The following is a 16937-nucleotide window of genomic DNA, read 5'->3' as shown; positions in this document are numbered from 1 at the left end:
CTAGTGGTGTAGACCAGTTCGCGGTTTCGGAACCCCTCCAGCACCGTCCCCGATCCGGGCCGCCCTGTCGTTAGGAACCATCCCCCATGAGTACGACTGCGCAGGCATCGACGCCCGCTGCGGCACCGGCCCCTTCCCCCGCCAAGCAGTTCGGCCAGAGCCTGCTGCAGGGCCTGCAGAAGATCGGCCGCAGCCTCCAGCTCCCGATCGCGGTCCTGCCCGCGGCCGGTCTGCTGCTTCGGCTGGGCCAGGATGACGTCTTCGGCAAGGACCGTCTCGGCTGGGACAAGGTCGCCGCGGTCTTCTCGACCGCCGGCGGTGCCGTCTTCGACAACCTTCCGCTGCTCTTCGCGGTCGGTATCGCGATCGGCTTCGCCAAGAAGGCCGACGGCTCCACGGCGCTGGCCGCCCTGGTCGGCTTCCTGACCTACAAGAACGTGCTGACCGCGTTCCCGATCACCGAGGGCCACATCGACAACGGCAAGTGGGTCGCCGCGACGTACCAGAACCCGGGCGTGCTCGGCGGTATCGTCATCGGCCTGCTCAGCGCGGTCCTCTGGCAGAAGTACCACCGCACCAAGCTGGTCGACTGGCTCGGCTTCTTCAACGGCCGCCGGCTCGTCCCGATCATCATGGCCTTCGTCGGCACCGCCGTCGGCGTGCTCTTCGCCCTCTGCTGGGGCCCGGTCGGCGACGCCATCGGCAGCCTGAACAACACGCTGATCGGTGCCGGTGCGTTCGGCGCCGGCGCGTTCGGTCTGATCAACCGCGGTCTGCTGCCGGTCGGCATGCACCAGTTCGTCAACTCCTACGCCTGGTTCCAGGCCGGTGACTACACCAAGGCGGACGGCACCGTCGTCCACGGTGACCTGACCCGCTTCTTCGCCGGCGACCACACCGCCGGACAGTTCATGTCGGGCTTCTACCCGATCATGATGTTCGCGCTCCCGGCCGCCGCCATCGCCATCGCGCACTGCGCCCGCCCCGAGCGCCGTCCGGCCGTGCTGGGCATGATGATCTCGCTCGCGCTGACCTCCTTCGTCACCGGTGTCACCGAGCCGATCGAGTTCTCCTTCATGTTCATCGCCCCGGTCCTGTACGCGATCCACGCCGTGCTGACCGCCCTCTCGATGGGCATCACCTGGGCCCTGGGAGTCCACGACGGGTTCACCTTCTCCGGTGGTCTGATCGACTACGTCCTCTCGTACAGCAAGGCGACCGAGCCGTGGCTGATCGTCCCGATCGGCCTGGTCTTCGCGGCGCTCTACTACGTGCTCTTCCGCTTCGCGATCACCAAGTTCAACCTCCCCACCCCGGGCCGTGAGCCCGAGGAGGAGCTCGAGGACATCACCAAGGCCTGACGCCCACCCCGGCCACGGCCACGGACCCCGCCCCGCTCAGCAGGGCGGGGTCCGTCCGTCCGGCACGCCTCCCGCCCCGGGGCTACCGCCGACCGGGACGGGAGGCGTGCACACGGCTCGGAACCGGCGCCGCCGCCGTGCGGACGCGGGTCCCACGATGCGGACCGCTCGCGTCGCGGCGCCCGCCCCTCGACGGCAGGGAACTCGGCCCACCGGCCGCAGAGTTGACGCCCGGGCGGGAGGAACCCCCCGAAGCCCTCCAGGCCCCGGCCCGCCCACCGAGGACGCCGGGGACGGCCGCGCTAGACCTCGTACGTGGCGCCCGCACGGGCGAGTTCGATCGGGCCGCGGTACTCCTTGGCGGCGTCCAGCCGGTTGCTCTCGGCGTCCGTCCACGGCGGGATGTGGGTGAGCACCAAGCGCCCGACCCCGGCGGCCTCGGCGTGCTCGCCGGCCTGACGGCCGTTCAGGTGGACGGCCTCGATCTCCTCCTTGCCGTGGGTGAAGGCGGCTTCGCAGAGGAAGAGGTCGGCGCCCCGGGCGAGTTCGACCAGCTCGGCGCTCTCGCCGGTGTCCCCGGAGTAGACCAGGCTGCGGCCGCCGTGCTCGATCCGGAAGGCGTACGCCTCGACCGGGTGGTTCACGGGCACGGCGGTGACCTGCAGCGGCCCCAGCCGGATGGTGCCCGAGTTGAGGGTGTGGAAGTCGAAGACCTCCTTCATGCCCGGCTCCTCGGGCATGTCGTACGCGCGGGCCAGCCGCTCGGCGGTGCCGTGCGGACCGTAGACCGGGATGGCCTCGGGGCAGCCCTCCACCCGGTAGTTGCGGGCGACCCAGTAGGCGCAGAGGTCGATGCAGTGGTCCGCGTGCAGGTGGCTGAGCAGGACCGCGTCGACCTCGTACAGCCCGCAGTAGTTCTGCAGGGCGCCGAGGGCGCCGTTGCCCAGGTCGAGGACGGCACGGTAGCCGTCGGCCTCGACCAGGTAGCTGGAGCAGGGCGAGTCGGCGGACGGGAAGCTCCCCGAGCACCCCACCACGGTCAGTTTCATGCCGAGCCCCTCCGCCCCATTGGGTCATGGTCCGCACCTGCTGCCACTACCTGCCGGTAGCGCTGTGTTCGCCTGTCGAGAGTAAGGGCGCGGAGGCACTCTGTCCCCGTCCCCGTGCCGTGCTGTGGCTGGAATCACCAGAACGGGCCGGGCGCGCGGCGGTCGCCGGCCGGGGACCGCACAGGCCTTCGACCGCGGCGGCTCAGCGGTGACCAGGCCGATTGCGGGCCCAGGCTCTGATGGTGTCCGGGTACCAGCGCGGGTGGCCGCCCAGGTCGGTGAGGTCCGGCTCGGGGAGCAGGCCGTGCCTGCGGAGGTTGCGCACGCTGTCGGGCTGGACGTTGATGTGCCGGGCGATCTCCGCGTAGGACCAGAGTTCGTTGCTGCGCTGGCTCATCCGGACCACCTCGGGTCGTGCTCCCCCGAGGCCGACCTCGGGGTTGTGCGGCCCAGCCTCTTCGGGCCGCCCGCACGGCCCCGGCACACGACGGCCCCCGTCGCCGTACCGTGACCGACCCGCAGCCGGGAGGGGACAAGTTCCCGAATGTCACAGCCCCGGGAGAACGCGCAAAAGGCGCGGCACCGGAGCGGTACCACGCCTTTCGCCAGCGCTGTTGACGTGCCGTCAGGCCCAGAGCTGCCCCTGGAGCGCCTCGACGGCCTCCTCGGTGGAGGCGGCGGTGTAGATGCCGGTGGACAGGTACTTCCAGCCGCCGTCGGCGACCACGAAGACCACGTCCGCCCGCTCGCCCGCCTGGGCCGCCTTGCGGCCGACGCCGATCGCCGCGTGCAGGATCGCGCCGCTGGAGACCCCGGCGAAGATCCCCTCCTGCTGGAGGAGTTCACGGGTACGGCGGACCGCGTCCGCCGACCCGACGCTGAACCGGGTGGAGAGCACCTCGGCGTCGTACAGCTCGGGGACGAAGCCCTCGTCGAGGTTGCGCAGCCCGTACACCAGGTCGTCGTAGCGCGGTTCGGCGGCGACGATCCGGATGCCGGGGACCTTCTCCCGCAGGAAGCGGCCGACGCCCATCAGGGTGCCGGTGGTGCCGAGCCCGGCCACGAAGTGGGTCACGGTCGGCAGGTCGGCCAGGATCTCGGGGCCCGTGGTGGCGTAGTGCGCACCGGCGTTGTCCGGGTTGCCGTACTGGTAGAGCATCACCCAGTCGGGGTGCTCCGCCGCGATCTCCTTGGCCATCCGCACGGCGGTGTTGGAGCCACCCGCGGCGGGCGAGGGGATGATCTCGGCGCCCCACATCCGGAGCAGCTCGCGGCGCTCCTCACTGGTGTTCTCCGGCATCACGCAGACCATGCGGTAACCCTTGAGCTTGGCCGCCATGGCCAGCGAGATGCCGGTGTTCCCGCTGGTGGGCTCCAGGATCGTGCAGCCCGGGGTGAGCCGGCCGGCCGCCTCCGCCCGCTCGATCATGTGCAGGGCCGGACGGTCCTTGATCGAGCCGGTCGGATTGCGGTCCTCCAGCTTGGCCCAGAGGTTGACCAGGCCCTCGGTGTTGCCCGGAACGGCGGCGGAGATCCTGGGCAGGCGGACCAGCGGCGTGTTGCCGACGGCTTCCAGCGGACTGTCGTAGCGCACGGGGCCTCCGGCGGTTGCGAATCGGACGGGGAAGGGGGCGGTCAGCGCGCTCCGCCGGCCACGGCCGGGAGGATGGTGACGCTGTCGCCGTCGGCGAGCTCGGTGGCGACACCGGCCAGGAAGCGGACGTCCTCGTCGTTCAGGTAGACGTTGACGAAGCGGCGCAGCTCGCCGGTCTCCTCCAGCAGGCGGCCGGCGATGCCCGGGTGGCGGGTGTCGAGGTCGGCGAAGAGCTCCCCGAGGTTGCTGCCGCTGCCCTCGACGGCCTTGTCGCCGTCGGTGTAGGTACGGAGGATGGTCGGGATGCGGACCTCGATGGCCATGGCTGCGCTCCTGAAGAGTCAAGTTCGGGTGCCGCAGGGCTCGCGGCAGGGAGGGGTGGCCCCGGGGGCGGGGCGGCGGTCGGTGCCGAGGTCAGCTGGCGTCGGCGGTGGCGGGACAGATCGAACTGGCTAGCCGGCACAGGTCGACGTGCAGGCGCGCCACGAGGCGGATGCCCGGGGCCTGGGTGCTCACATCGACGGAACGCATGGGCTCATCGTATCGATTCCCGCCCCCGCTCCGACATCTCCGTCTTGCGATTCGGATGTTTTCGTTCCTCTCCTTGAGACGGAACCGGAAGGCGAAGGGCCCGCCGCACCACCCGAGGGGGTGCGGCGGGCCCTTGGGTCCGCGCCGAGCCGGGCCGCTAGGCGTCGACGACCTGGACGTCTTCCTCCGTGATCACACCGTCCACGATCCGGAACGAGCGGAACTGGAACGGGTCGCCCGCGCCGTTGCCGTCGGCCGTGGAGACCAGGACGTAGTGCGCGTCGGGCTCGGAGGCGTAGCTGACGTCGGTGCGCGAGGGGTACGCCTCGGTGGCGGTGTGCGAGTGGTACACCACCACCGGCTCCTCGTCCCGGTCGTCCATCTCGCGGTAGAGCTTCAGCAGGTCACCGGAGTCGAACTCGTAGAACGTGGGCGAGCGGGCCGCGTTGAGCATCGGGATGAAGCGCTCGGGACGGCCGCTGCCGGCCGGTCCGGCGACCACGCCGCAGGCCTCGTCCGGGTGGTCGGCGCGGGCGTGGGCCACGATCGCGTCGTGCAGCTCTCGGGTGATGGTCAGCATGCGGTCAGGATAGCCAGGTCCCCGCGAGTGCCGTTTCCGCCGTCTCAGCTGCCGGACTTGACGTGCAGGTGGTCGTGCGCCTGGCCGCGCACGGCCTCCGGACGGTTGCGCTTGAGCACCAGGTAGCTGATCACCAGCAGCGCCGCCCAGACCGGGAAGACGTAGAGCGAGATCCGGTTGTCCGGGTCGAAGCCGATGAGGACGATGACCAGGGCGAGGAAGAGCAGGGCCGCCCAGCTCGCCACCACACCGCCGGGCGCCTTGAAGGTGGGCGGCGGCAGGTGGCCCTTCTTCCAGGAGGCGTGGTAGCGGATCTGGCAGATCAGGATCATCGCCCAGGTCCAGATGCCGCAGACGGTGGCCACGGAGGTGATGTACTCGAACGCCTTGGCCGGGGCGAGGTAGTTGAGCACCACGCCGAGGCCCATCAGCACGCAGGAGACGGTGATCGCGGGCGCCGGGGCCTTCCGGGCGTTGAGCGCGGTCAGCCTCCCGGGGGCCTGGCCGCGCAGGGCGAGGTCGCGCAGCATCCGGCCGGTGGAGTACATGCCGGAGTTGCAGGAGGAGAGTGCGGCGGTGAGCACCACGAAGTTGATGATCCCGGCAGCGGCCGGGATCCCGATCTTGCCGAAGGCGGCCACGAACGGGCTGACGCCGGGCCGGAACTCGGTCCACGGGACCAGCGACAGGATGATGACCAGCGCGCCGATGTAGAACAGCGCGATGCGCCAGGGCAGCGTGTTGATGGCTCGCGGCAGGGTCCTGGCGGGGTCCTCGCTCTCGCCCGCGGTGACGCCGACCAGCTCCACGCCGAGGTAGGCGAACATGACGATCTGCAGGGTCATCACGGTCGCGCCGATGCCCTTGGGGAAGAAGCCGCCCTCGTTCCACAGGTGGCTGACCGACGCCGTGTCACCCGCCTCGCTGAAGCCCAGGGTGAGCACCCCGATGCCGATCAGGATGATGCCGATGATCGCCGTCACCTTGATCATCGAGAACCAGAACTCGATCTCCCCGAACACCTTCACCGAGATCAGGTTGGCCGCGTAGAGGACCACCAGGAAGCCCAGCGCGCTGATCCACTGCGGGATGCCGGGCTCCCAGAACTTGATGTAGACGGCGGCGGCGGTGGTCTCGGCCATGCCGGTGACCACCCAGAACAGCCAGTACGTCCAGCCGGTGACGTACCCGGCGAACGGCCCGATGAACTCCCGGGCGTACTCGGAGAAGCTGCCGGAGACCGGGCGGTAGGTGAGCAGCTCGCCGAGGGCCCGCATGATCGCGAAGATCACCAGGCCGGCCACCGCGTAGCTGAGGATCAGACTGGGGCCGGCCTTGGAGATGGCGGTGCCCGCGCCGAGGAAGAGGCCGGTGCCGATGGCGCCACCGATGGCGATCATCTGGATCTGGCGGCTGCCCAGCCCGCGCTCGTAGCCCTCCTCGTCCGGCTCGGTGTCGACGACTTCGTCGTACGCCTGTTCGGCCATGGCAAACGTCCTTGGTTCGTGGGGGAAGAGGAGAAGTCCTACCACGGTGCGCTCGGATATCGGCGCCCATCTGAGCGTTATTTGAGCATGGCATGTCCGGTTTTGCGACGATTCGCCGGAAATGAGATAACCCCCTGTCCAAAAGGTGGACAGGGGGTTACCGGTCGTTAACGTTCCGTCGGCCTCAGCCGGTCATCGCGGCGATCAGCGACTCCTGCATCCCGCCGAGCCAGAGGTACGCCATCACCAGCGGCTTGCGCGGGTCGCTGTCGGGCAGCCGGTAGAACGTCTCGTCGTCGTCCTCGTCGACCTCCAGCCGGGCACCCAGGGTCAGCCGCAGGTCGTTCAGCGCGCCCAGCCAGTTGCGGCACTCGGCCGCCGGGACCTTCACCACGCCGCCCTCGCCGCCGAGTCCGTCCAGCGCCTTGATCACGTTCAGCGCGTCGTCCCGCTTGCGGGCCCGCAGGTCCAGCTCGGTGTAGCGGCGGAACTCACCCGCCATCGCCCGGGTCTGCGGGTCGGCGGTCGCCCCCGGCTCCCCGTACGCGTCCGGGAAGAGCCGGGCCAGCGCCGGATCGGCGGGCGCCTCCGTGGGCCCCTCGGCGAACAGCGCCGCCAGCGGGTCGTCGCTCTCCCCGCCCGGACCGGGACCGATCAGCTCCAGCATCTGCACTTCCAGCGAGCGCAGGATGGATGCCTCCAGCTCGTCCAGCGCGATCGCCGCTCCGCCGCCACCGGCACTCTCGAACAACCCAGCCATGAGTCTCAGTCAGCCCGTCTTCGTCGTGTGTCACAGGTCCAGCAGGTCGAGCGCGGCGGTCAGTCGTGCTGGAGCGTGGCCCACAGCCCGTAGCCGTGCATCGCCTGCACGTCCCGCTCCATCTCCTCGCGCGTGCCACTGGAGACCACCGCCCGGCCCTTGGTGTGCACCTCCATCATCAGCTTCCTGGCCTTGTCCTTCGGAAAGCCGAAGTAGGCCTGGAAGACGTACTGGACGTAGCTCATCAGGTTGACCGGGTCATTGTGGACGATGGTCACCCACGGGGTGTCCGGCTCCAGTGCCGGAATGCCTTCGACCTCCGGGCGCTCGATCTCCACGGGCGCGACACTCACGGCAGACACTCCTCATCAGGGCACGGTTTCCGCCTCTCATGCTTCCATCCGGGGGAGGTCCGGGCGAATCCGGGTTCACTCCGCCCGACAGAAATCGTCAATCTGACGCTAAGTGGTAGTAGCATCATCGCCATGGACGCCATCACCGCGCACCGCTCCACAGCGCTGCTCACCGACCGTTACGAGCTGACCATGCTGCAGGCCGCCCTGCGCAGCGGGGCGGCACACCGCCGCTCGGTCTTCGAGGTGTTCACCCGGCGACTGCCCAACGGCCGCCGCTACGGCGTGGTGGCCGGCACCGGACGGCTGCTGGACGCGATCGAGGGCTTCCGCTTCACCGCCGGGCAGCTGGACTGGCTCGCCGACCAGGGCGTGGTCGAGGACGACACCCTGCGGTTCCTCGCGGACTACCGGTTCACCGGAGACGTGCACGGCTACCCCGAGGGCGAGGTCTACTTCCCCGGCTCGCCGATCCTCACCGTCGAGGGCAGCTTCGCCGAGGCGGTGATCCTGGAGACCGTCGTCCTGTCGATCCTCAACCACGACTCGGCGATCGCCGCCGCCGCCTCCCGGATGACCAGCGCCGCCGGCGCCCGCCCCTGCATCGAGATGGGCGCCCGCCGGGCCCACGAGGGCGCCGCCGTGGCCGCCGCCCGGGCGGCCTACATCGCCGGCTTCAGCGCCACCTCCGACCTGGAGGCCGGCTACACGTACGGCATCCCCACCGCCGGGACCGCCGCGCACGCCTTCACCCTGCTGCACGACAGCGAGCGGGACGCCTTCACCGCCCAGATCGACTCGATGGGCCGCGGCACCACCCTGCTGGTCGACACCTACGACCTGGCCGAGGCCGTGCGCACCGCCGTCGAGGTGGCCGGGCCCGGTCTGGGCGCCGTCCGGATCGACTCCGGCGACCTCACCCTGCTCGCCCACCGGGTCCGCCGCCAGCTGGACGAGCTGGGCGCCGAGAAGACCCGGATCATCGTCACGTCCGACCTGGACGAGTACGCCATCGCCGCGCTCGCCGCCGCGCCCGTCGACGGCTACGGCGTCGGCACCAGCCTGGTCACCGGCAGCGGGCACCCGACCTGCGCGATGGTCTTCAAGCTGGTCGCCCGTGCCGGCACGCCGGGCGGCCCGCTGGTCCCGGTCGCCAAGCGCTCCGCCGGCGGCAAGAGCAGCGTCGGCGGACTCAAGTGGGCCGCCCGCCGCCCCGACGCGGACGGTGTGGCCGAGGCCGAGGTGGTCGGCACCGGTCCGGTACCCGAGGAGCTGGCGCCGCACCTGCTGCACGTCCCGCTGATCCGGGGCGGCGAGGTGGTCGGCCGCGAGCCGCTCGCCGCGGCCAGGGAGCGCCACCAGCGTGCCCGGGCCGCCCTGCCGCTGTCGGCCACCCAGCTGTCCAAGGGCGAGCCGGTGCTGGCCACCGAGCTGCTCACCGACAACGCCTGAACGCACGTACCGTCCCGACGCGTACCGTCCCGGCCGGGCCACCGCGCGGGGCGCGGCGGGAGAGCGCGGACCACCGGGCAGCTCCGCAGGTGCGTCCGCGCGGGCCGTCGCGCAGGCTGGTCCCGCACCCTCGCACCGGGGCCACACGGCGGGAGAGCGCGAAGCGGGCCGGAGAGCGGGCCGAGGAGCGCCGCCAGGCTTCCGCCTACGCGCGTCACTCCCTAGAGTGGCCACACCACCGAGCCACTGCTCCGAGCAGCCGTACCGCCTCATCCACCCAAGGAAGCACCCCATGCACCGGGCACTGATCGTCGTCGATGTGCAGAACGACTTCTGCGAGGGCGGCAGCCTCGCCGTCGCCGGCGGCGCCGAGGTGGCCGCCGCGATCACCGACCTGATCGCCGAGTCCGCCCCCGGCTACGCGCACATCGTCGCCACCCGGGACCGCCACATCGACCCGGGTCCGCACTTCTCCGCCGAGCCCGACTACGTCGACTCCTGGCCCGCGCACTGCGTCGCGGGCACCGAGGGCGTCGGCTTCCACCCCAACTTCGCCCCCTCCGTCACCTCGGGCGCGATCGAGGCGGTCTTCGACAAGGGTTCCCACTCCGCCGCGTACAGCGGCTTCGAGGGCGTCAACGAGAACGGCGAGACGCTCGCCGGCTGGCTGCGCGGGCGGGACGTCGCCGAGGTGGACGTGGTGGGCATCGCCACCGACCACTGTGTCCGGGCCACCGCGCTGGACGCCGCCCGGGAGGGGTTCACCACCCGGGTCCTGCTGGACCTCACCGCCGGGGTCGCCGCCACCAGCACCGAGGCCGCACTCGCCGAACTCCGCCTGGCGGGCGTCGAGTTGACCGGCACCCCGGTCGTCGGAGGCTGACCGGGGAGGCGGGCGGCCGCGCGGACGGAAGGGGCACGAGCGGGCGGCCGCACGGGCGAGGAGCCGCACGGACGGGGCGGCCGTCTTCGCGGCGGCCCCGGCCCGGCGCCGCCTCGGGGTTCGCGGCCCGGCGCAGGCTGTGCGACCTGGGGCAGGCGCAGGCCGCGCCGCCCGCCGGGCCGCAGCTCAGTGTTCGGTGACAACCAGTTCGACCACATCCGCCCCACCCGCCACGAACGCCTCCCGCAGTTCGGCCCCCACCGCGTCGGGCTCCCCGGCGACCCGCTCCCCCGAGACGTACACCACCCGCACCCCGAGGTACTCCATCCGGTGCTGGCCGCCCCTGACCCAGGCCGCCTCGCCCTCGCTGACGCACCGCAGCTCCGAGTCCAGCTCGACCGCGACGCCCACCGCCGGCCAGTACAGGTCGGGCACCGCGACGTAGGTGCCGCCGCGCATCCGCAGCTCGGGCCCGGTCAGCGGGACCGGCAGCAGCCACTCGTCCACCAGCTCGCCGATCCGGTCCAGCACCGACTCCCTTTCCGTCGCGAGGAGTTCGTCCAGCGCTGCTCGGACCCGAGGCTCCTCCAGCAGCCCGGCCTCCCGCAGCTCGGCCACCAACTCGCGCAGCGTGCAGCGCGATTCGCCGCCCGAGACGGCCTCCCGCAGGACCGCCCGCAACAGCTCGGGCCGGAGCTCGCCGCTGTCGAAGACCCCCTCGTCGATCCACTCCCGCACCGTGTCCGCGACCGCCCGCGACACCGGGGCGCAGGCCAGGCCGTGCACCGAGCGCGCCTCCAACTCCCTTTCGGTGCGCCGGATCCGGACCTCGCCGACATCCCGCAACCGGCGCTGCCTGGGCACCAGGACGTTCACTTCGGTGACCGCGGGCAACCGGGGCGCCGAGGCGAAGCCGTACAGCGCCAGCGCCGCCGCCCCGGTGATCACCGCCCGCGCACGGCGCCCCTCCTCGCGGCCGTTCTGCGCCGCGTACAGCAGCGCCGCCCACATCCGCTGCTCGGGCGTGGGGTCGCCGCCCTGCAGCAGGTACACCCGGGGCAGCACCCGCTGCCACGGGCCGCCGCGCCGGCAGTGCTCGCTGACCAGCCTGGCCGGCACGCCCCGGGCGCGCAGCTGACTGGCCGTGATGACGTTCTGCTGACGGCGCGCCAACTCCTCGAGGGAGGGGTGCGACGGGGGAGTCTGGTAGCTCATGCCGACACCTTCCCCATCAGCTCGGTCGCCGCATTCGCGACCTGACGCACTGTTACTCAACCGTCGCGAAATCGGGACTGCCCTGCACTAAAGTCCCCATACCCTCACTCATTCGGCGTAACGGACGTTCATCCCCTTGCCGCTTTCGACCGCAGTTGGCCTGTGCCATCCGGTTTTCCGCCATCTGCAACGCTCGCTGACGCCTGGTCGATCCACCGTGTTGAGCTGCGGGGTCTGACCGACAGTGACGAATGACATACGGTGAAGCACCACCCCGAGGTCACGACCGACCTTCGGAATTGCCTACCATCACCTCATGCCACGCGATGAGTCCGCCGGCCTGCGTGCCGCCCAACTTCGTCTCGGCCGCCTGCCCGGTTACGTCCGCCAGCCAGACCTGGCCCGCCGCAACGGCGAGGACGGCCGCACGTACAAGAAGGGCTGGGAGGTCCGCTTCACCGCGCGCACCGAGGAGGAGATAGCCGAGATCCGCGACCTGGTGGTGGCGGCGGGCTTCGCCCCCGCCCGGCCCTTCTTCAAAGGGCACCAGCTGATCCAGCCCGTGTACGGCATCGCGGCCGTACAGGCCTACCTCGCGGCGCGCGAGGCGGTCGAGGGCCTGGCCCGCGGTAGAGACGACGGGCCACGCCTCCCCGACCAGTGCCGCGCCGAACCCGCCCAGCGCACCCCGGCCCAACGGGGCCGCACCGAACGCGGCCGCGGTGACCGTGGCCGCGCCGAACGCGAGCACCGCAGCGCGGCCGCTCCGGCCGCCGCGGCTGCGGCCTCGGCGGCGGCAGCGGCGGCGGCACTGCGGGCGCGCCAGGCGGCGGAACCCACCGGGAGAGCGGACGCGCAGGTCAACGGGTCGGCAGCTGGTCGTACGTCTTGAAGGTGTACTCGGCGTCGTAGGTCATCAGGTTGCCGCTCGCCGAGGGCAGACCGAGGCGACGGTTCAGCATGCCGGACAGCGGGCCGCAGTTCTTCGCGGCGGGGACGGCGAACTCGTCGGCGTACGCGGCGAACTTGATCAGCGGCGGGTTCTGGGAGAGCCAGACCGACTTGCCCGAACGCTTCAACTGGAAGTTCACGGGAGCGTCCACGGCGATGCCGCACCCCTTGGGCAGCAGCGGGCCGGCGAGCCGGAACCCCAGGCTGATCTGCCCGGTGTAGAAGTCCGAACGGCCGCCGTAGCGGGGCTCGACGGTCATGCCGAGCAGCGGGGAGCGGTCGCCCGCCACGGTGCCGGTCAGACCGCCCGGCACGGCGGTCGGCACGGTGTGCATGGCGCCCCAGACCTGGGCCGTCGTGCCGTCCGCGAGCGGGCCCTCGGCGTGCGTCATGACGATCGGCGCGAGCTTCACCTGCTTGACACCGCCCATCGTCAGCTCCGGTGCGGCAGCCGACACCTCGCAACGCCAGCGCGCCGGGTCGACGCCGGAGGGGAGCTCGGGGCAGTCGCTGTAGTCGGTGTGCTCGGGGTCGATGAGGGAGCCCTGGGGCGCGGCGGTCGGGGTAGCGGCGGTCGGGAGGGCTGCGGTCGGAGCGGCGGGTGCCGGGGTCGCGGGCGCCGTCTCGGCGTGGGCGAAGCCCGGTGCGTACGCGGCCACCAGCACGGCTGCGGCGGCGGTCCCGGCGAGGGTCGTCCCGACCCGGCGGCCGAAGGAGCGGCGGGAAGCGGCGGAGGTGGGGGTGGGGGTGCTGGTGTTCTCCATGGCCGTCAGCCTGCCGTCCGGCGCACCCCCGCGGCCATCGGTGACGCCCCCGTCCCGCCCCTGAGAGAACCATGATCCATCGTCAGGGTCCCACCCCGAGAGGCGGATGGTCGATGTGCACGGTGGCCGCCAGCAGTCGGGGCACCGCCCTGATCAGCGCCCGCTCGGCCGCCTCCGCCACCTGGTGCCCGGCGACCACCGTCAGCCCGCCGTCCACCACCACCTCGGCCTCCGCCCGCAACGAGTGGCCGATCCAGCGCATCCGCAGCGCCCCGACCCCCTGCACGCCCGCGACCGTACGGAGTTCCCGCTCCGCCGCCTCCACCAGTGCGGGATCGACCGCGTCCATCAGCCGTCGGCCGACCTCGCGCACCGAGGTGCGCAGCACCAGCAGTATCGCGCCGGTGATCAGCAGGCCGACGATCGGGTCGGCCAGGCTCCAGCCGAGCGCGCTGCCCGCCGCGCCGAGCAGTACGGCCAGCGAGGTCAGCCCGTCCGTACGGGCGTGCACACCGTCCGCGACCAGGGCGGCCGAGCCGATCGCCCGCCCGGTGCGGATCCGGTAGCGGGCCACCCACTCGTTGCCCAGGCAGCCGACCAGCGCCGCCCCGGCGACCGCCCACAGGTGGGTGACCGGCTGCGGGTGGAGCAGCCGGTCCACGGCGGTCGCCGCCGCCAGCACCGAGGAGGCCAGCACGGCGAGCACCACGGCCACCCCGGCGAGGTCCTCCGCCCGGCCGTAACCGTAGGTGTACCGGCGGTTGGCGGCCCGGCGGCCCAGCAGGAAGGCCAGCCCGATCGGCACCGCGGTGAGGGCGTCGGCGAGGTTGTGCACGGTGTCGCCGAGCAGGGCGACCGAGCCGGACAGTACGACGATCACCGCCTGCACGGCGGCCGTCAGGCCGAGGACGACCAGCGAGATCCAGAGCGTGCGCAGGCCCCGGGCGGAGGCCTCCAGGGCGCTGTCGATCCGGTCGGCGGCCTCGTGCGAGTGCGGCGTGACCAGGTGCGAGAGGCGGTGGGCCAGGCCCCGCCACGAGCGCTTCCGCCCGGAGCCGTGGACGTGGCCGCCGTGGCCATGGCCGTGGAGGTGATCACTGCCGTGACTGCCGTGACTGCCGTGGCTGCCGCGTTCGTGCTCGTGGGGGTGATCACTGCTGTGACTGCCGTGCTCGTGGGGGTGATCGTGACCGTGCTCGTCGGCATGCCCGCCGGTGTGCGGATCGGCGGGTCGGCGGGTGTGGCTGCGGCCGGTGCCAGGGCCGTGATGGTGGTCCGCGTATGCCTCCATGAGAACTACGGTGGCACACCAACTCCCTTGCAGCCACTACCGTTGTACCTACCCTGACCAGCTGCGACAACCTCGCAGCTGCACCGGTCGAGCACTATGACTGACACATCGTCAAATAGCGGCTCAATCAAGTCCATTCCGAGAATCTGATGAGACTTGTCACTCAAAGCAGCCACTCAAGGGCCTAGAGTGAGCATAGGGTGCTCCCTTGCCGCCGCGACCAGATCGAGAGGCCGATGTGACCGACCGTCATGTCCCGTCCGCCGGCCTGGGCAGCTCGGACAGCAATCCCACGGGCCGCGCCGACTTCCTCGAACTGTCCTCCATGCCACTGGAGTTCACTGCGTTCCGGGAACTGCACCACCCGCGCTACCTGAGCTACGCCCGGGTCTGGTTCCACGAACCGGTACGGTCCGCGGAGATCGTCGAACTCGCCTTCCGCGCCCTGGCCGGCGTCTGGCCCGAGGTCCTGGGCAGTTCCAATCCGGCCGCTGCGGCCTGGCAGATCCTCCGCACCACCGTCTCGGAGCAGATCGAACACCGGGACGGCGCCACCGACCACGTCCTTCCCGGCCAGCAGCGCCTTCCCGAGCAGCGGAGCGCGGCCATGGACGAGGACCTCGCCATCCTGCACTACGTGGTCGGCCTGGCCACCCCCGAGATCGCCGACGTGGTGGGCGCCGACACCGCGAGCATCGCCAGCCAGCTGCGACACGCGCTCCGGCACGAACCGGCCGAGTGGTGAACCTGCTCTCGCGCCCGTCCGTCCGCCCGCCCGCCCGCCACGAGCCGACACCGGGTGCTCCCCACGTGCCACCCGGTGTCCGCTCGTGCCCCCTCGCGCCCCACACCCGCCCTTGCCCCCGCGTCCGCTCCCGTGATCGCAATCACCCGCTGCGCCACTACTCAGCGGCGGCCGTCAGGCGAAGGATGATCTCTGTCCACAGCACGACGAGACAGGAGTCCTTCGTATGCCGGTCGAACATGCCATCGCGATGATCGGACTGCAGGCCGACGCCTGCGAGGAACTGGGTTCACCGCTGTACGCCGCGCTGCTCCGACGGGTCGCCCAGGACGTCCGGGACGGCGGCCCGTGCGCCGACGCCGTCGCCGGGTACGAGGACGCCCCCGGTCCCGACGCGATCGCGCTGCGCCTGCTCGGCGGCGTCCACGCGCTCGTGCTCACCGGCCGGGCCCCGGAGCTCGCCGTGCACTACCCGAGCGTCGGCGGCTCCTTCGCCCCGGAGACGCTCGACCAGGCCTGGGCCGCGTTCCGCACCACCGTGGCGGCCGAACTCCCCCGGATCAGGGAGTGGATGACCCGCCCCCCGCAGACCAACGAGGTCGGCCGCGCCAACCTGCTGATCACCGGCCTGCTCCACACCCTCGCCCAACACCCGCTCCCGGTCAGGCTGTTCGAACTCGGGTCGAGTGCCGGTCTCAACCTCCTGGCCGACCGGTTCCACTACCGGTCCACCGGTTTCGCGTACGGCCCCGAGGACTCGCCCGTCCTGCTCCCGGACGCCTGGCGCGGCGCCCCGCCGGCCTGGCTCGCCGGTCCGCAACCCACCGTCGCCTTCACCGAGCGGCGGGGCTGCGACCTCACCCCGATCGACCCCGTCTCCACCGAGGGCTCGCTGGCCCTGCGCGCGTACCTCTGGGCCGACCAGCCCGCCCGCACCGCCCGCCTCGACGGAGCCCTCCGGCTCGCCGCCGGCACTCCCGCACCGGTCGATCCGGTCGGGGCCGCCGAGTTCCTCGCGGGCGTCGAACCCGCGTCGGGCGCACTGACGGTGGTCTGGCACTCCGTCATGCGTCAGTACGTCCCGGCCGAGGAATGGGCCGGGGTGGAGGCCGAGTTGCAGCGACTGGCCTCGGCGAGCACGGCGGATGCGCCGTTCGCCCACATCGCGTTCGAGCCGCGCCGGGTCGGCGACCGGCACCGGTTCCAGCTCACCGTGCGGACCGGTGCCGACTTCACGGTGGAGCAGGTGCTCGCCGAGGCCATGCCGCACGGGCTCCCCGCCTGGGCGCCCGTGGTGTGATCCAACGTCAGACCACGATCCCGGTGACGTCGTAGAGGTGGTGCACCGGGTCGTGGATCAGGTAGCGCGCGAAGGACTCCACGGTGAAGCGCGCGCCGTCGGTGCGGTCCCCGGTGCGCTGCCACTGCTCACCGGAGACCACCTCGAAGGACGCGGCCAGCTGCTCCGCCGCGTCCGCCAGCTCCACCGCGACGACCGCCGGATCCTGGGAGTCGTACCGCTCGGCGACGGCGGTCCCGTCCTGGTCCCAGTTCGCGAAGAGCGGGCCGTCCTGGGTGAGCATCAGGTTCAGCCGGACGTCGAACAGCCGGAAGACGTCGCGGACGTGGCAGGCGTACTCCAGGTCCGACCAGATCTCCGGGCGCGGGCGGCGGCGCAGCCGCTCCTCGGGGAGCTCGGCGAGCCGGGCCACCCAGGCGGCGGCGTTGACGCGCACCATCGCGGCGACGTCCTCGCGGACGACCGACGGCGTGTCCAGTCCGCAGTCCGCGCAGGGGCGCTGGAGGACCCAGGTCCAGTCCTTGGTGTCAGGAGTGATCATGCGTCCAGGATGGCCCGACCGCCCTCGGCCCCACCAGCGGCCGGACCGCCAGTCGGCGCCAAGATCCTGCCACCGGCTAC

Annotated in this window: 19 protein-coding genes; 6 read left to right on the top strand and 13 right to left on the bottom strand. The window is 71.8% G+C overall.

Translation table 11 applies throughout. The features are described 5' to 3' along the window. Nucleotides 1-86 precede the first annotated feature (86 nt). Nucleotides 87-1361: a PTS transporter subunit EIIC gene (locus tag ACFC1R_RS07295; RefSeq protein ID WP_375934133.1), complete on the top strand. Its 1275-nt coding sequence runs from the start codon at nucleotides 87-89 to the stop codon at nucleotides 1359-1361. Nucleotides 1362-1663: 302 nt separating this feature from the next. Here ACFC1R_RS07295 and ACFC1R_RS07290 read toward each other — a convergent pair whose 3' ends face one another. The 9 genes from ACFC1R_RS07290 to clpS all read right to left on the bottom strand — a co-directional run bounded on the left by ACFC1R_RS07290 (nucleotide 1664) and on the right by clpS (nucleotide 7715). Continuing rightward, nucleotides 1664-2410, bottom strand: coding sequence for an MBL fold metallo-hydrolase (locus tag ACFC1R_RS07290; RefSeq protein WP_375934130.1), 747 nt, complete (start codon nucleotides 2408-2410; stop codon nucleotides 1664-1666). A gap of 202 nt (nucleotides 2411-2612) precedes the next feature. Beyond that, nucleotides 2613-2807, bottom strand: a complete 195-nt coding sequence (locus ACFC1R_RS07285) for a MarR family transcriptional regulator (RefSeq protein WP_375934128.1) — start codon at nucleotides 2805-2807, stop codon at nucleotides 2613-2615. A gap of 228 nt (nucleotides 2808-3035) precedes the next feature. Further along, the gene (locus ACFC1R_RS07280; RefSeq protein WP_375934125.1) at nucleotides 3036-4004 is read right to left on the bottom strand and encodes a PLP-dependent cysteine synthase family protein; all 969 of its coding nucleotides are present in this window, start codon (nucleotides 4002-4004) and stop codon (nucleotides 3036-3038) included. Nucleotides 4005-4045: 41 nt separating this feature from the next. Next, nucleotides 4046-4327, bottom strand: a complete 282-nt coding sequence (locus ACFC1R_RS07275; RefSeq protein ID WP_375934123.1) for a MoaD/ThiS family protein — start codon at nucleotides 4325-4327, stop codon at nucleotides 4046-4048. A gap of 91 nt (nucleotides 4328-4418) precedes the next feature. Beyond that, on the bottom strand, nucleotides 4419-4535 hold the full coding sequence (locus ACFC1R_RS07270; RefSeq protein WP_331386646.1) for a putative leader peptide: 117 nt from the start codon (nucleotides 4533-4535) through the stop codon (nucleotides 4419-4421). Nucleotides 4536-4692: 157 nt separating this feature from the next. Continuing rightward, nucleotides 4693-5115 (bottom strand): Mov34/MPN/PAD-1 family protein, encoded by a 423-nt coding sequence (locus ACFC1R_RS07265; protein ID WP_375934120.1) that lies wholly within the window; start codon nucleotides 5113-5115, stop codon nucleotides 4693-4695. 44 nt (nucleotides 5116-5159) lie between these two features. Then, a complete protein-coding gene (locus ACFC1R_RS07260; RefSeq protein WP_375934118.1) occupies nucleotides 5160-6602 on the bottom strand; it encodes an amino acid permease in 1443 nt (480 codons plus the stop codon). 184 nt (nucleotides 6603-6786) lie between these two features. After that, nucleotides 6787-7362 (bottom strand): DUF2017 domain-containing protein, encoded by a 576-nt coding sequence (locus ACFC1R_RS07255; protein WP_375934117.1) that lies wholly within the window; start codon nucleotides 7360-7362, stop codon nucleotides 6787-6789. Between the two features lie 59 nt (nucleotides 7363-7421). Further along, on the bottom strand, nucleotides 7422-7715 hold the full coding sequence (gene clpS, locus ACFC1R_RS07250; RefSeq protein ID WP_045302819.1) for an ATP-dependent Clp protease adapter ClpS: 294 nt from the start codon (nucleotides 7713-7715) through the stop codon (nucleotides 7422-7424). Nucleotides 7716-7847: 132 nt separating this feature from the next. Between clpS and ACFC1R_RS07245 the strand changes: the two genes are divergently transcribed. Both ACFC1R_RS07245 and ACFC1R_RS07240 read left to right on the top strand, forming a co-directional pair. Then, the gene (locus ACFC1R_RS07245) at nucleotides 7848-9167 is read left to right on the top strand and encodes a nicotinate phosphoribosyltransferase (RefSeq protein WP_375934114.1); all 1320 of its coding nucleotides are present in this window, start codon (nucleotides 7848-7850) and stop codon (nucleotides 9165-9167) included. A gap of 292 nt (nucleotides 9168-9459) precedes the next feature. Continuing rightward, nucleotides 9460-10050 (top strand): isochorismatase family protein, encoded by a 591-nt coding sequence (locus tag ACFC1R_RS07240; protein WP_375934111.1) that lies wholly within the window; start codon nucleotides 9460-9462, stop codon nucleotides 10048-10050. A 186-nt stretch (nucleotides 10051-10236) separates the two neighbouring features. On the opposite strand, the gene ACFC1R_RS07235 is transcribed toward ACFC1R_RS07240, so the two are convergent. Further along, the gene (locus ACFC1R_RS07235; protein ID WP_375934108.1) at nucleotides 10237-11265 is read right to left on the bottom strand and encodes a type IV toxin-antitoxin system AbiEi family antitoxin domain-containing protein; all 1029 of its coding nucleotides are present in this window, start codon (nucleotides 11263-11265) and stop codon (nucleotides 10237-10239) included. Between the two features lie 316 nt (nucleotides 11266-11581). On the opposite strand from ACFC1R_RS07235, the gene ACFC1R_RS07230 reads away from it, so the two are divergent. Continuing rightward, nucleotides 11582-12157 carry a hypothetical protein gene (locus tag ACFC1R_RS07230; protein WP_375934105.1) on the top strand — a complete coding sequence of 192 codons (576 nt, stop codon included), beginning with the start codon at nucleotides 11582-11584 and terminating at the stop codon, nucleotides 12155-12157. On the opposite strand, the gene ACFC1R_RS07225 is transcribed toward ACFC1R_RS07230, so the two are convergent. Continuing rightward, nucleotides 12126-12980 (bottom strand): hypothetical protein, encoded by an 855-nt coding sequence (locus ACFC1R_RS07225; RefSeq protein ID WP_375934102.1) that lies wholly within the window; start codon nucleotides 12978-12980, stop codon nucleotides 12126-12128. The genes ACFC1R_RS07230 and ACFC1R_RS07225 overlap by 32 nt on opposite strands. Before the next feature lie 82 nt (nucleotides 12981-13062). Then, a complete protein-coding gene (locus ACFC1R_RS07220) occupies nucleotides 13063-14271 on the bottom strand; it encodes a cation diffusion facilitator family transporter (RefSeq protein WP_375934099.1) in 1209 nt (402 codons plus the stop codon). 238 nt (nucleotides 14272-14509) lie between these two features. Between ACFC1R_RS07220 and ACFC1R_RS07215 the strand changes: the two genes are divergently transcribed. Further along, on the top strand, nucleotides 14510-15016 hold the full coding sequence (locus tag ACFC1R_RS07215) for a hypothetical protein (protein WP_375934096.1): 507 nt from the start codon (nucleotides 14510-14512) through the stop codon (nucleotides 15014-15016). A gap of 226 nt (nucleotides 15017-15242) precedes the next feature. Continuing rightward, nucleotides 15243-16316 (top strand): DUF2332 domain-containing protein, encoded by a 1074-nt coding sequence (locus tag ACFC1R_RS07210; RefSeq protein ID WP_375934093.1) that lies wholly within the window; start codon nucleotides 15243-15245, stop codon nucleotides 16314-16316. 7 nt (nucleotides 16317-16323) lie between these two features. Here the strand turns inward: ACFC1R_RS07210 and ACFC1R_RS07205 are convergent, their stop codons facing one another. Further along, nucleotides 16324-16857 (bottom strand): DinB family protein, encoded by a 534-nt coding sequence (locus tag ACFC1R_RS07205; protein ID WP_375934090.1) that lies wholly within the window; start codon nucleotides 16855-16857, stop codon nucleotides 16324-16326. Between the last annotated feature and the right edge of the window lie 80 nt (nucleotides 16858-16937).

Origin of the sequence: Kitasatospora sp. NPDC056138, assembly GCF_042264695.1 — a bacterium.
Taxonomy (GTDB): domain Bacteria; phylum Actinomycetota; class Actinomycetes; order Streptomycetales; family Streptomycetaceae; genus Kitasatospora.
Note: the sequence above shows the minus strand (reverse complement) of the source record. Positions and strands in the feature narration are given on the sequence as shown.